The sequence below is a fragment of the Alteromonas sp. AWQ4_252 genome, from assembly GCF_056158205.1.
The window spans coordinates 382,059-396,853 of record NZ_JBSWSV010000001.1; the positions used below are offsets into that span (position 1 = coordinate 382,059).

Sequence of the window (14,795 nt, forward strand, 5' to 3'; positions counted from 1 at the left end):
TCTGAACGTTGATCATCGTCGCGTTCTGACCTACAATTGCCACCGGTGGCATTCATGTTAAGAAACTGTTTTTATGTTTTTATTAAGCTAACAGCCATTATTAATTTCGCAGTAGGAGCAAACCATGCACGGTCAGATACAACTTATTCAGGTACACCCTCAAGATAACGTGGCCGTTGCAACAATGGATCTCGCTACTGGAATCAAAGATGATGCGTTGAGAGTCACGCTTGCTGAAGATATTCCCGCTGGCCACAAAGTTGCACTTCAAAACATGAAGGCAGGTACGAATATCGTCAAATACGGCTTCCCCATTGGTCATCTGCTCAGTGATGTTTCTGCTGGTCAACATATTCACAGCCATAATCTGAAAACCAACCTGAGTGGACAAGAGGCTTACAAATGGTCTCACTCCCCGGACGATGCCACCGGTTGCAAACAATCTTCTGATACCTTTATGGGCTATCGTCGAAGCAATGGAAAAGTTGGTATTCGTAACGAAGTCTGGATAATTAACACGGTGGGCTGTGTGAATCGCACCGCTGAGCGCATCGCAATTGAATGTGAAAAACGCTTTCCTGATACATGCGACGGTTTCCGCGCGTTCACTCACCCTTTCGGTTGTTCGCAACTGGGAGATGACCTTACCGATACCCGTGCCATTCTGGCTGCACTAGCTTCTCATCCTAATGCCGGAGCAGTGTTAATTGTCGGCTTAGGATGTGAAAACAATCAGTTACCTGACTTGCTTGAACTGGTAGATAAACCCGAGGAACGTCTGCGATTTTACAATTCCCAACAAGTGGGCGACGAGGTAGAAGAAGGTATTAAACTGGTTCAGGAGATGTTGTCTCAGCTTGAAGGAGACAAACGCGAACCAGTCCCCGCCTCGGAGTTGGTATTAGGAGTTAAATGTGGTGGCAGCGACGCGTTTAGCGGTATTACAGCTAACCCACTGGTTGGCAGAATGACCGACATTCTCACAGATATTGGCGGTTCAATTATTCAAACCGAAACTCCTGAAATGTTCGGAGCCGAACAACTTCTGATGGACCGTGCCGTCAGCGAACCCGTTTTCGAAAGTATCGTAAGTTTAGTTAACGAGTTTAAGCAGTACTTCCTGGACCATAATCAACCTGTGTATGAAAACCCCTCTCCTGGCAACAAAGCCGGTGGACTTACCACGCTGGAAGAAAAATCCTTAGGTGCTGTTCAAAAGGGCGGCCAGGCAACCGTTCGCGGCGTATTAAAATACGGTGAGCCGCTGAACCAAAACGGACTGTCGTTACTTCAGGCTCCAGGCAACGACGCAGTTAGTTCTACGGCACTCGCGGCAAGCGGTGCCCACATAGTTTTATTCACCACCGGGCGCGGTACACCGCTCGGGTTCCCTGTACCCACACTCAAAATATCGTCAAATTCCAGGATAGCAGAACAAAAACCACACTGGATTGACTTCAATGCGGGACAAGTATTGCAAGGTATGCCGTTAGACGACTGCGCAGTACAGCTGTACCAACTTTGTCTCTCTACAGCGTCGGGCAAACAGACCTGTAACGAGAAAAACGGCAGTCATGAGATTGCTATCTGGAAACGAGGCGTAACCCTCTAATAACAAAGAGATCAATATGAAACCGATTTTGCTTCATGAAGACAGGTTATTCCCTGTAGATGCTAAAACCCGCGATGTTGCCCGAGCGCTTTACCAGTCTGTTCGCAACCTGCCAATTATTAGCCCGCACGGTCATACTGATCCGCGCTGGTTTGCGTATGACGAAAATTTCGGTAACGCCACCGAACTGTTTATTTTGCCCGATCACTATGTATTCCGCATGTTGTACTCGCAAGGTGTCACTTTAGAGCAACTGGGTATTAAGCGCTGGGACGGTGGAGAAACAGAAACCGATCCTAAGAAAATCTGGCAAATATTTGCAGACCATTACAGCTTGTTCGCCGCCACACCTTCGCGGATGTGGCTCGATACTGTATTTAAAGATGTGTTCGGCCTGACCGATATGTTGTGCTCTGAAAACGCCATGGATTACTACGAGTTTATTACTGCAGAGCTGGCAAAAGCTGAGTATAAACCCCGCGCATTAATGGATCGGTTTAATATCGAGCTTATCGCTACCACCGAAGGTGCACTGGACAGTTTACAACATCATGGCGCCCTGAAAGGTTCTGGGTGGGACAAACGCGTTATCACCACCTTCCGTCCCGATGATGTAGTAGACGCCTCCCGCGAAGACTTTGTTGAGAACGTCGCTAAACTTGGTGCCATCACAGGTGAAGATACGCAAAGCTGGCAGGGCTACCTGGACGCGTTACGTCAACGCCGGGAGTTTTTCCGTCAGCACGGTGCAACAGCAACAGACCACGGTCATCCTACTGCCGCAACAGCTGATTTGTCAGCCAGCGAGTGCGAAGCTCTATTTGCCAAGGTGTTAAGTGGAAAATCCAGTGCTGCTGAGCAAGAGCTTTTCCGCGCACAAATGCTCACTGAACTGGCCGGAATGAGTGTAGAAGACGGCATGGTTATGCAAATTCACCCGGGTTCTTATCGCAATCATAACGAAAGCTTGTTCCAGAAGTTTGGGCGCGATAAAGGCCACGATATTCCAATGCAAACTGAGTACGTAAATGCATTAAAACCATTGTTGAACAAGTACGGCAACGAAGCCAACCTGAATATTATTTTGTTCACACTGGACGAAACTGTGTATTCGCGGGAACTTGCTCCGCTTGCGGGTCATTATCCTTGTCTGAAATTAGGTCCGGCCTGGTGGTTCCATGACAGCCCTGAGGGCATGTTGCGGTTCCGTCATCAGGTTACCGAAACCGCCGGATTCTTCAACACTGTAGGTTTCAACGACGATACACGGGCTTTTCTTTCTATCCCTGCCCGACATGATGTTGCTCGTCGAATAGATTGCCGCTTCCTTGCGCAGCTTGTCACAGAACATCGTATCAGCGACTGGGAAGCCGCCGAGCTGGCGCAACAATTAACTTATAAACTAGCTAAAAAAGCATACAATTTGGGGTAATTTATGGCACATTTATCTTCTTCTACGCTGGCTGGTTTACCCTCGCAGGTAAAGAAACCGTTATATGATGTTGCCTCAACCAAAGCGGGTATAGTACACATCGGCCCGGGCGCATTTCACCGTGCCCACCAGGCAGTTTATACCGATTTAGCGATGCAACACGGCGGAGACTGGCGTATTGACGCAGTTTCCATGCGCAGTAAAACACTTAAAGAAAAATTAGCAGAGCAAGATAATCTTTACTCGTTGGTTGTATTAGACAACCAGCCGTACACCCAAATCATCGGTGCGTTGAATGAGGTGTATGTACTTAGCGAAGATCGCAACGCCATAATGGCGTCGCTGACGGCACCTACTACTCACATTGTAACGCTTACCATTACTGAAAAAGGTTATTGCCTCGACAGTCAGGGTAAGCTGGATGCGGCACACCCTGATATCGTTCACGACAAGGATTTTCCCGAGGAACCCATCTCTGCCATTGGATTACTGGTTGCTGCACTTAGTGCCAGAAAAGCTGCAGGTATTGGTGATATCACCATTGTTAGCTGTGACAACGTGTCAGATAACGGCAGTAAGCTAGGTGCTGCGGTAATTGCCTTTGCAGGTTTATTAGACTCAGATCTTGCCAGTTGGATTAGCAATAATATTGCTTTCCCGAATACCATGGTAGACAGCATTACGCCAGCAACCGATGAAGCTCTCGTGGAGCAAACTGCAGCTGATTTGGGCGTCACTGATGAATGGCCAATTCAACGTGAAGCATTCACTCAGTGGGTAGTAGAAGACAAGTTCAGCGGTCCTCGTCCGGCCTGGGAAAAAGTTGGCGTGACGTTTACCGACGACGTAAATATGTTTGAAAAAGCCAAATTGCGCGTACTGAACGGCACCCATTCTACCCTGGCATATGTAGGTACGCTTCTGAACATTGAAACGGTTTATGAAGCCATTAGCAAACCAGAAATCGAAGCGTTTGTGCGCCGTCTCCTTGAAACCGAAATTTTGCCAACCATTGAAGTTGGCGACAAGATGGATTTGCAGACATACAGCAATGACATTTTATCACGCTATCACAACAAACACATTCGTCATTTACTGTCTCAAATAGCCTGGGATGGATCGCAAAAACTGCCGTTTCGAATCTTAAATACTCTGCGCGACAGGATAAAAGCTAAAGCCAGTTTTGAGTTGCTGTGCGTACCTATTGCAGCGTGGATTCTATTTATTGCAAAACGTCAGCAAGCCGGCGAGTCCATCACTGATCCCTTGGGAGACCACCTGCTGAGTCTGGCCGAACAGCACAAAGGCGATATAGCAAGCCTTACTGATGCGGTGCTCAATAAACGTGATATTTTTGCTGAATTGTCGGACAAGCCCGCTTTTCGGGATGCGGTTCATAAAAAAGTGGAGCAGTTAAAAGGTCTGAATACAGACAACATGGCCCAGCGCCTTGGAGAGTTATGATGAAGGGAATTCGCGAAAGCCTGAATGGGGCCCCCATTTTACCCATCTTACAAGCTGACAGTGTCGATCAGGCATTACATATTGCCGACGCTGTTCAGTCTAGCGGGCTGAAAAACCTGGAAGTCGTGCGCCGGACGGAAGCCGCATCAAAATGCGTAACAGCCATCCGCAAGGCTTTCCCGGACATGCTTGTTGGTATGGGTACCTTACTTACGCCAGAGCACGTCACTGAAGCGACTGACGCCGGAAGTCAATTTCTGGTCACGCCCACAGTAAGTCCTCGCCTGCTGGACGCGCTGATGTCTTGCAACCTGCCTTTCATTCCGGGAACCAGTGACCCTGCCAGTATCCAAATGGCCAGTGAATACGGCTTAACAGAGCTCAAATTCTTCCCGGCACATTTGAGCGGTGGAGCACCAATGCTCAAAGCATTAAGCACCATTTTCAAAGATATCAGCTTTTGCCCGACCGGCGGTGTTTCCAGTACCAATTTAGGCGAGTATATTTCTTTACCTAATGTCTTTGCTGTAGGAGGGTCGTGGATGATCCCATCATCTATGGTGAAAGAAGGAAACTGGCTGGGTATTACCGAAACCTGTAAACACGCCCTGGAGGCATACAAAGGATTAGGCCTATGAGTCGGGTTGTCATTTTTGGCGAATGCATGGTAGAGCTGGTGAACCGCGGCAACAATACTCTTTCTAAAGGGTACGCCGGTGACACATACAACACTGCTGTTTACCTGAAACGCTGTGCTCACCAGCAATCTGTTAGTTACTTAACAGCCATTGGCGCAGACTTTCTAAGCGATGAATTACTGTTCCAACTGGGTGATGAGGAAATCAACACCGACCTTGTATTTCGCAGTGAAAAGCAAAATTTAGGTCTGTATATGGTGCGAACAGATAGTCACGGAGAACGCACCTTTGCCTACTGGCGGGCAAACTCCGCTGCCACGCAAACCTTTCATTTTGTGAATGGCAACATAGGCCATGCTGATATTTTTTATTTCAGTGGTATTTCCCTGGCTATCCTTGACGACGCCCAGCGTCTTAAATTGTTCGACACCATAGATCAAATCCGCGCTGCCGGGGGCAGAGTTGTATTCGACCCCAATTATCGACCTCGCCTGTGGCGTTCTCAGCAAGAAGCGCAGGAATGGTCAGACAGAGCTTATGCTCACGCCGACATTGCCTTTCCCGGTGGCGACGATCACCTGGCGTTATACGGTCATACAGACGTGACAAGCATTCATCAGCACTTGGCAAAACTGGGCGTTGATGAAATTGTTGTGAAAAATGGCGCAGTTGGCGTGCATATTTTCACTGCAAGCGACCACTGTATTGTTCCCGTTGAACGGGTGGAAAATGTTGTTGATACCACAGCAGCAGGAGATGCGTTCAATGGCGGCTATTTGTCTGCAAGATTAAGCGGTAAAACGGTAACCGACGCAGCAAGTTTTGGTGCCAAAGTGGCGGCCACAGTAATTAGCTATCCCGGCGCTATTGTCGAAAAAGAAACTTTTTACAACCACATTACCGCCCTCTCGTGAACTGGCGGTACCGAAAGTCGCTTCCGTTTCTATTACTTGTCCCAATAGTTACGGAAGCTGGTGCCGCCCCCCCCCCGTCAGTTCCGGTGATATGCCTATTGGCTTACCACTCTACTTTCATCCCGAGTAAATAGGTTCTGCCACTGAGCGTGGTATTGTAGGCTCTGTTGTTGGAATCGCTGTAGAGTACTTCGCGTACGTTTGTCAGATTCAGCCCCTCTGCGGTTAAACTTAATCCCGGCAGGATATCCAGCGACAACGACGCATCGAGGTATGTAGTGGCGTGATACCCCGATTCATCCTGATCTGTATTGCCCGGCTGAACGGATAGAATATAAGGGCTGCGATGGGCAGCAGAAAGCCTTGCTGACCAATGCTGGCGCTCGTAATACAGCGTAATGTTGTAGCTTCGCTTTGACAAACCGGCAAAGGTTTTCGTTTGCGCTTCCCCGGTGCCCTGTACATCCCGATAACGGGTTTCACCATCAGCGTAAGTAAAGTTAGCGTTTATACCTAATGTATTAAGGGGTGCCGGTAGAAAATCGAAATCGCTGGAGAAGGTAATTTCGAAGCCTCTGAAATCTGTGCTTTCTGTATTTTGCGGTGTACTTACATAGAATATGTCATCCACAGAATCCCCTTCTTGCAGCAAACTTTCCGGCAACCCCAGATCCCGGTAGGGTGATGCGACAACGTCTTCCACCACAAAGTTATTTATTTTTTTATAGAATAAAGACAGTGCTAAAAAGCCGTCATTCTGAAAGTACCACTCAAGCCCTGTTTCCATGTTTAACGATTTGAGCGGTTTCAGCAATGGGTTGCCGAGAAAAACCGTGCCGATGTCCCCTTCGTTTCTGGAGGCTTTTGATACCTCCGCCGTCATCGACAAATCTTTGATGGATGGCCGGGTTATATTTTCGTGGATATTTGAACGCCACAAGACATCATCAGACAGTTCCATAACGCCATTGAAGCTGAATAACACCCCCTGATACATTCTGGACACAGCTTGCCGGGCCCCATCCTGTAAACTACTGGTATCAAATTGCGTTGCGTAATATCGAAGCCCTCCCTGCATATAAAACACGTGCTCAGCCAACTGCATGCTGGTGTCGTAAAGCACAAATCCCGCGTAAGTTGCCTCCCGTAAGGAAAAGTCTGAGCGCTCCACTGTATCGGCACGGGTGAGGGTAACATCCGTTAAACCGTAATGAGCCTGAATTGCCTCCAGGTTACCTTGCGCCCAGGATTTATCCGGATGCTGCGCAAACAAATTAAGGGTACTTTGCGGTAAGGCCGACGAGCCATCCACAGCAGGAAAGATGCTTCTTGCCCTGTCGTAACCTGAGTTGGAGAACGTCTTGTATTGTACTCCGGTGGTAAGGGCACGCCCCTTTTCAAGCAGGTATCGCACCGACAAACGCCCGTGGGTAAATGCTGAGCGCATGGTGTTTTCCTGAAAGTAGAGATCCTTAACATACAAATCATCAAATGATGTGGTATCAGTATCGGTAGAGTAACTTACCCCATAAAAGCGGTCGTCACGAAAGTCTGTAACAATATCCACACCGGTGCGTCTTATGTTCACCTTGTTCACTTTGGGTTGTTTGTAGTCACTGACACTGCCGCCCACGACAAATTCCCATAACTCGCGGTTGTTTGGCTGCCAGGTCGCGTCAGCACTCGCCTGATAAAAGAGTGAGGTGTTTTCATCCTCCCGGGTTTCTATGCGCCATGTGGCGTCTTCGTACTTGGCGAAGGTAACTTCCTGATCCCCGTCACGTTGCTCCCATAACAGCACCGATACCTTATCGTTGTCTTTCACGGCAATATGGTGCTCATCGAGATTATTGTGCAACCGGCTGACGATACCGTTTAAAGATATATCCCAGGCTTTATTCGGGGCGTACTGCAACGTGGCCGATATTCCCGTGCGTTGTTGTGTATTGTTCCACAATGAATAGCGATGCCCGCGGGGAAACCAAAATTCACCGTCATTGAGCGCTGCCACGGGAAACCCGCTGTCGTCACCGGTATAGTCCTTTTTTTCCTGTCGCCAGCGAGTTGTGTTCGTGCCGTACTCTGTTGTGTGACGTTTGCTATAGGCAGCAGTGACCAGGGCTCCAATGTTATCCCAGCGCCGACTGAACATGGCAACCATACGGGGGTCAAAGTGACTGCTGTTTTCATTGTAACTTTGCTTTACTGAAAGCGTATTTATGTTGTCACTAAAATCAAAAGGCTTGGGCGTATTCAGAACCACAGTGCCGCCAATACCTCCCTCACTCTGATCCACCGAGTACGATTTATTCACGTCTATCCGGTTAAAGAGCTCAGAAGCAAACAGCGTAAAATCAAATGCCCGGGTGCGGCTGACACTCCCCCTCGCATCCATAGCTGATGAGGTTGTGGCCATGGCCTCAATACCATTTACCTGTACCTGAGTAAAGTCCGGGCCCAATCCACGCAGCGAAATTTGCCTGCCTTCTCCCCCTTCCCGGGTGATGGTGATACCAGGAACCCGTTGTAACGCATCTGCCAGGTTGAGATCGGGAAACTCAGCAATATCTTCTGCCAGAACTGACTCTTTGGTTATCATCGATAAACGCTTTATCTCTCTGGCCTTAATAAGCGATTGACGATAGCCAGTAACCTCTATTTCCACAGGCGTGTGGCCATTATTATCTTGGGTTGGCGAGGAAGTGGCAGGGGGAGGTTTATCATCGGCGCAGGGCTTTACAACCCAACCTTTTTCCACGTGCTGCACGCACAAGGATGTGGGTAAAAGCCATTGTTCGAGCGTTGATTGAGTCGCTGATAATGGCGACGAAAGTACAACGGTAAAGCCTTCTACCTGTGCTGGCTCGAAGGCAATTGTGTCTCCGGTTTGGCGACTAAATAAGGTAAGGGCTTCACTTAACGGCAGCTGAGTCTGGTGTTCAGACATTGCCACCGCTGGGATTACTATGCTTGTCAGCAATAAAACCCGTAAACACCCAACTGCCTTACTTTGCCTTAACACACGTACTTATTACCTTATTGAAATGGAATTTTCACCGTATTCAGTCGTAAACTGATAGAGACCAGACAGCACAGACAGAGTTTGTTCCGTGTCTTCCAGCCTGAACCTCCCGGCCACCCGCTTGTCTGCCAGGTCAGGCGTGGCCAGAACAATGGGTTTGTCACTGTAGCGATTCATATGTGCCACAAGATACGACAGCGCTTCATTATTCAGCTCAATCCAACCCGAGCGCCAGTCAACTAACGTAGAGAGATCCACCTGCTCTACTTTCTGCAACTGGTTGTTAGAAATGACGACCTGCTCTCCGGCCTTGAGTAGCACTGGCGGTGTGTCGTACTGCCCTTTTACCTCAACAATGCCCTCATAAACCGTCACATTAACTCTGTTTTGGTGGCGGTCGATATTAAACTCAGTGCCAACAGCAGTTACCGTTGCCTGGCCAACTTTCACAGTAAAGGGGCGCTCCCGATCTTTAGCCACCTCAAAGTACGCCTGCCCTTTCAACAAATTAAGCTTTCTGGCATTGTCAGAATACAGCATCACCAATTCGGTGTTTCGCTGCAACTGCACCTCGCTCCCATCGCTAAGCGTTTCATGAGATGCGGTAATGGTAACGGGCTGTACGGTTTCACTTCCCATATTTGGCCACAGCAATGTCAAGGCCATCACCGATGCAGCCAGGGCACTGCCAATCCAGGTCATCCGGGTATATTTTTTGCGCATGGGTGTCGGCTGTGCATGTAATGAAAACGCTTCTGTCAACGCAGGGTCGGCCCAGGTTTTCACCATTTTCTCCAGCACCTGATGATGTTGAGGGTTGGCGTTTAACCAACGCTGAAAACGGTGCTTGCTCAGTGTATCCAGTTCACCATCTGACAAACGTTCTATCCATTCCCCAGCTTCCAGGTAACATCTTTCCTTTTCACTGGTCATCATTTCTCCGCACTATCCAAATAAAGCTGAATGTCTGTCATCGCCCGGGAAATGTGTCTGGTGACGGCTTCTGCACTGATCCCCAAACGGGCAGCAATGGTTTGACGATTGAGACCTTCAATTCTTCGCATCTCAAACACGCGTCTGCGTTGCTCTGGCATGCTGTCCAGTGCTTGATATATAAGTTGAATACGCTGCTCGTGATCGAGCTGACTCTCCGGATTAGCCCGGTTACACTGCTGTTCTTCCAGCTCGTCAGTTACAACATGGGCGTTGCCTGCAAGCAAATTTCTGGCAATGCGCATTGCATACCCTATGGGGTTTTCAATCGCTCCTGTTCGCGACTGCTCGAGCACTCGGGTCACCGACTCCTGATAAAAATCGGCGGCATCTTCTGAGCAACGGGTATTTTTCTGCAAATACCGGCGCAGGCTACTGCCATTTAACAGCGTACTCAGCGAGTTTGAAGAAGCATTATCAGACATGGGTGAAGAAGTTACAGCCTTGGACACACTACAGCTGGTCATTATTACACCCGGAGATGACAGATTCATTGCAATCGGCGGGTGACCTGGCCATATCGGTGTTAATGTACACGGGGTTACTGTAAAACCACAGATCATCCCAGGGGTTCTCCCCTTTTTCATCTGCCTGAGGCTCTGTTTCATGCTTGCGATTGGTTCCCCGTACTCTGATATAGGCTGGCCCATCTGGCGCTGGTAAAGTTAAATGCATCACAGAAAAACCAGCCTCTTGCTGCCAGTCACTTTCATAGAAGCGTTTTATGACTTTCGCGGGCGCAGTATTCTGCTCTGAATATTCACCGGTTACCTCACCATAAATGACATCCACCCGCTCAACGGACGGGTTCTGACGATTGAAGTTGTTAGTTTGAGGGTCGCGAAATGCAATGGTTAGCTGCACAGGTGCGTTCGGTTCTACTTCAACGTTTTGCCCTATGTGACCCGCGTTAGAGCCTTGCTCTACTTTTACGTACAGCGCATCAATTAAGTCGCCCATGGTGATGAACACTTCACCTTGCCGCAAACCGTCTACCACGCTTTGGTAATCTTGTGATGCACGCACATAAGTTTTGGCGTACTCACCCGGCCAGAAATCGGTACGCCCTTCAGTAAAATGTGCATGACTGTCAGAAACTGCGGTTACTGTCCATTTGCGCCCTTCACTGAGTAACTTGTCCCAAACGCCACCGACAATGGCAGACATCTGGTCGGTGCCGCCGTGAGTGGGGTAAGCAAAGTACTCCGCCCGTGGGGCACTGGTATCAATGGACCCATCCGGGTTAATGGTTGCCGCCTGATGCCCGGGAATGGCGGTCATTCCTATCAGCACGTCAGGCGCGGTATCCTGCCACTGGCGCATTTTGTCCGGCGTCACCTTTTGGTATTCATTCAGGGCCGGCGCTTTTCGGGCAGGATGATTCACCACTAATAATGGTGTCGGAGTCAGGCTTTTCATTGCGCCTAAAGCATGCAACATAAATTGCTGTGTATCCCGTGGCGATTCATCGGGATAGATTTCTCTGCGATTATAATTACGCTCAATAAAGTACAAATGCTCTTCTTCTTTTTCACTTTTTGGAATGATAAGCGTACTGTGACGAGCGCCGGGAGTATCAAACTCCATTCCGTAAAACTGCATGACTTCAGGCACTGCAGCTCTCGAATCCACCAGCTCCGGATAGGCGTGGTGTAAATTGACGTTGCTATGATTTGGTCCGCCGTGATCAGTGGTAACCATCCAGTCTAAGTTGTGAAAGGCGGCCATTCTGGCGTTAAGTGCAGTGTAATAGTGCGCATCACCAAAGAGAATAGGGGTAGGCGGCGACGTTTCTGTGTCCCACTTTGCACTGTATTTCCCGTGAATGTGATGGTCGCCCGCCAGCCAGCTTTTTCCGTCCTCAGGCAAAAAAGAAGGGGGCGAACTTTCGTTGTTCGTGGTTGTTGAACATGCAGCAAATAACAGTACAGTGCATGTGAGTAGAGCGGTGATAAATATTCTTGTCATTGCTACATTCCAACGAAAAAAGCACACCCGTTAAACGGGTGTGCCGTGTTTTTTAAAATTGCATAGTGGCGCCCAACATGTACGTACGGCCACTGGTGGTGGTGTTGTACGCCCTGTCGTGCGAATCACTGTATAACTCCTGGCGTTCGTTAGTTAAATTAATTCCCTCAAGACTTAGCTTAATAGAATCTGTTAACTGGTAAAACGACGAGAAATCAATAAACGTTGTGCCGTGGTAGCCCGATTCATCCTGATCACCACTCGACGACGCCCCTGTGAGGTAATCGCTTCGGTAAGCAGCAGAAACCCGCGCTCCCCAGTTGTCTTGTTCATAATAAACAGTCAGGTTATAGCTGTGATCGGATAAACCGGTAAAAGCTTTTTCCTGATCGTTGCCTTCGATACCGTAGATATTGCGGTACAGCGCATTACCATCGGCATAAGTGTAGTTGGCTATCACACCTAAATTGTCGAATGGCGCAGGCAGGAAGGTAAGGTCACGTGAAAACGTCAGTTCAACCCCTTTAATTTTAGATGCATCCATGTTCTCCGGGCGTTGCAGATAGAAGATGCTGTCTACAGTTTTGTCTGCCGGTAACAAAGACGCCGGTAAACCTAACGATGAATATACCACCTCGCTGGTTGTATCAACGATAAAGTTATCAATGTCTTTGTAGAAAAATGCCACTGCCGCATAACCCACTTCTTCAAAATACCACTCAAAAGCAGTATCCAGGTTTACTGACTCAAACGGGCTAAGCATCGGATTACCCATACTCACACTGGTAATTGCGTCACCAGAGGTTTGCGACACTGACGCATTGTAACTAATTGCCCCGAGTGATGGCCGCGTAACGTTCTTGCTGGCAGACGCACGCCACAAGATATTGTCTTCAATTTCGTAAACCACATTTAACGTGGGCAACACATCAGAGTAAGATCGGGTTGTTTCAATGGGAACGCCGGAGGAAAGCCCTGCTGCGGTAATTTCGGTATCAAAGTAACGAACACCAGCACTAACCAGTAATGGCTTACCTGCCAATTCTGACTCCCAGCCGTACTGCACGTAGTACGCCATGGTTTCTTCTGTAACCGGCGAGGTGTCGTTCTTAGTAATTCCGCTATCATCAATACGGTAATCGGTCAGTCCGTAAAAACCCAACAACGCGTCTAAATCGCCCTGCAGCCACACTGTGTCCGGGTGTTCGTTATAAACCTCCACCAGCGACTCATCGAGTTCAGTCACATCTGTATTTTGTGGGGCAATACGCTGCGCATTGCTTTGAGTTAGCCGGTAGGCAGCATTTTCAAACTTTTTGTAGTGTGCGCCGAATTGCAACTCGCCGGTGTCGCCTAACAGGTAGGTGAAATCCAGTTTTGCCGTATCAAAATCGTTGCTGATGTAGTCTTCTTGCAGGTAGATGTCTTTCATCTCGTAACCGGCAAGCTGAGCAGCGTTGAAGTCAGGTGATGCACTGATGCCGTAGAACCTATCACCACGAAAATCGGTGGTAATATCGACTTTATTTTTCGCATGGATGTTAGATTTTATGACTTCAGGCTGGTCGAAATCTGAAGAGCTGGTGCCAACAATGGCTGTGGCATATAACTCTGGTGTAATCGTCCAGTCTACAGTAAGTGTGTACTGGTCAAAGGTAGACTCGTTATATCGACGGGAGTTTTCATTTCGCCACGTAGCATCTTCATAACTGGCGAACACCACTTCCTTCTGACCGTCATTCTCTTCCCAAATAAGCTCTTTTACCGTTTTATTGTCTTTTACTGCCGCGTGATGTTCATCAGTGTTGTTTTCCAGTTCAGCATGCATAATATCCAACGTGAACGATAACTCGTCACTGGGCTTAAACTGGAGGGCGGCGGTAATACCTAACCGGTCCTGCACATTATTCCAGCGAGAGAAACGATGTCCACGTGGGAACCACAATTCCCCGGAATCTAACTCCGCTTGCAGTGCCGTATTTGTAGGGTCTGCCGCTACTTTACCGCCTTCTCTGCGCCAGCGCGTTGTGTTAGTGCCGTATTCAGAAGTATGACGCTGGCTGTACGCTACCGACACCAATGCACCAAATTTATCCCAGGTGTTTGAAATAAGCCCTGCAACGCGCGGGTCAGTCTCTTCGCTGTTACTGTTGTAACCGCCACGAACCGACAACGCACCTTTCATTCCGCTATAATCAAAAGGCTTCGCCGTATACAAGCCCACGGTTCCACCAATACCACCTTCTTCCTGATCTGCTGAGTAGGTTTTATTAATATCGATGCGGTTAAACAACTCAGACGCAAATACATTAAAGTCGAATCCACGGGTACGGCTTACACCACCACGGGCATCCATGGGTGACGATGATGTCCCCATTGCTTCCATTCCGTTTACCTGAACACGGGTAAAATCGGGGCCCAGTCCACGCAGAGAGATTTGACGACCTTCTCCCCCTTCACGGGTGATGGTTATGCCCGGTACACGTTGCAGAGAATCTGCGAGGTTGAGATCAGGAAAGTCCGCAATGTCTTCAGCTAAAATGGTATCGCGGGAAATAATCGCGTCGCGCTTTAAGTCTTTCGCCTTAATTAACGAGCTTCGAAACGACGTTACTTCGATAACTTCCATATTGTCATCTGCGTCAGTTTGCTGAGCAAAAACAGCCGGTGACCCAGCCAGTACCGCCATCACACTTAGCGACAGTGTGGTGTATTGAAATCTGTTTTTCATGTGTGTTCCTAAAGTAAGCAA

At 48.6% G+C, this 14,795-nt stretch carries 10 protein-coding genes; 5 read left to right on the plus strand and 5 right to left on the minus strand.

Annotated features, from left to right (window positions below):
• The first annotated feature begins 124 nt into the window (after positions 1-124).
• The 5 genes from ACXACM_RS01780 to ACXACM_RS01800 are packed head-to-tail and all read left to right on the plus strand — an operon-like array spanning position 125 to position 6,060.
• The gene (locus ACXACM_RS01780; RefSeq protein WP_474819377.1) at positions 125-1,612 is read left to right on the plus strand and encodes a UxaA family hydrolase; all 1,488 of its coding nucleotides are present in this window, start codon (positions 125-127) and stop codon (positions 1,610-1,612) included.
• Positions 1,613-1,628: 16 nt separating this feature from the next.
• Positions 1,629-3,044, plus strand: coding sequence for a glucuronate isomerase (gene uxaC / locus ACXACM_RS01785; RefSeq protein WP_474819378.1), 1,416 nt, complete (start codon positions 1,629-1,631; stop codon positions 3,042-3,044).
• 3 nt (positions 3,045-3,047) lie between these two features.
• Complete coding sequence (locus ACXACM_RS01790) at positions 3,048-4,508, plus strand: mannitol dehydrogenase family protein (protein ID WP_474819379.1); 1,461 nt, start codon at positions 3,048-3,050, stop codon at positions 4,506-4,508.
• The gene (eda, locus tag ACXACM_RS01795) at positions 4,508-5,146 is read left to right on the plus strand and encodes a bifunctional 4-hydroxy-2-oxoglutarate aldolase/2-dehydro-3-deoxy-phosphogluconate aldolase (RefSeq protein ID WP_474819381.1); all 639 of its coding nucleotides are present in this window, start codon (positions 4,508-4,510) and stop codon (positions 5,144-5,146) included. Before ACXACM_RS01790 ends, eda begins: the two co-directional genes overlap by 1 nt.
• Complete coding sequence (locus tag ACXACM_RS01800) at positions 5,143-6,060, plus strand: sugar kinase (protein WP_474819382.1); 918 nt, start codon at positions 5,143-5,145, stop codon at positions 6,058-6,060. The genes eda and ACXACM_RS01800 overlap by 4 nt, the downstream gene beginning before the upstream one ends.
• 103 nt (positions 6,061-6,163) lie before the next feature.
• On the opposite strand, the gene ACXACM_RS01805 is transcribed toward ACXACM_RS01800, so the two are convergent.
• The 5 genes from ACXACM_RS01805 to ACXACM_RS01825 all read right to left on the minus strand — a co-directional run bounded on the left by ACXACM_RS01805 (position 6,164) and on the right by ACXACM_RS01825 (position 14,774).
• Entirely contained in the window at positions 6,164-9,007 is a 2,844-nt protein-coding gene (locus tag ACXACM_RS01805; RefSeq protein WP_474819383.1) for a TonB-dependent receptor, read from the minus strand.
• Positions 9,008-9,091: 84 nt separating this feature from the next.
• Positions 9,092-10,015, minus strand: coding sequence for a FecR family protein (locus ACXACM_RS01810; RefSeq protein WP_474819385.1), 924 nt, complete (start codon positions 10,013-10,015; stop codon positions 9,092-9,094).
• Entirely contained in the window at positions 10,015-10,542 is a 528-nt protein-coding gene (locus ACXACM_RS01815; protein ID WP_474819387.1) for a sigma-70 family RNA polymerase sigma factor, read from the minus strand. The genes ACXACM_RS01810 and ACXACM_RS01815 overlap by 1 nt, the downstream gene beginning before the upstream one ends.
• Positions 10,529-12,043 (minus strand): CehA/McbA family metallohydrolase domain-containing protein, encoded by a 1,515-nt coding sequence (locus tag ACXACM_RS01820; RefSeq protein WP_474819388.1) that lies wholly within the window; start codon positions 12,041-12,043, stop codon positions 10,529-10,531. The genes ACXACM_RS01815 and ACXACM_RS01820 overlap by 14 nt, the downstream gene beginning before the upstream one ends.
• Positions 12,044-12,095: 52 nt before the next feature.
• The gene (locus tag ACXACM_RS01825; protein ID WP_474819389.1) at positions 12,096-14,774 is read right to left on the minus strand and encodes a TonB-dependent receptor; all 2,679 of its coding nucleotides are present in this window, start codon (positions 14,772-14,774) and stop codon (positions 12,096-12,098) included.
• Positions 14,775-14,795: the final 21 nt, after the last annotated feature.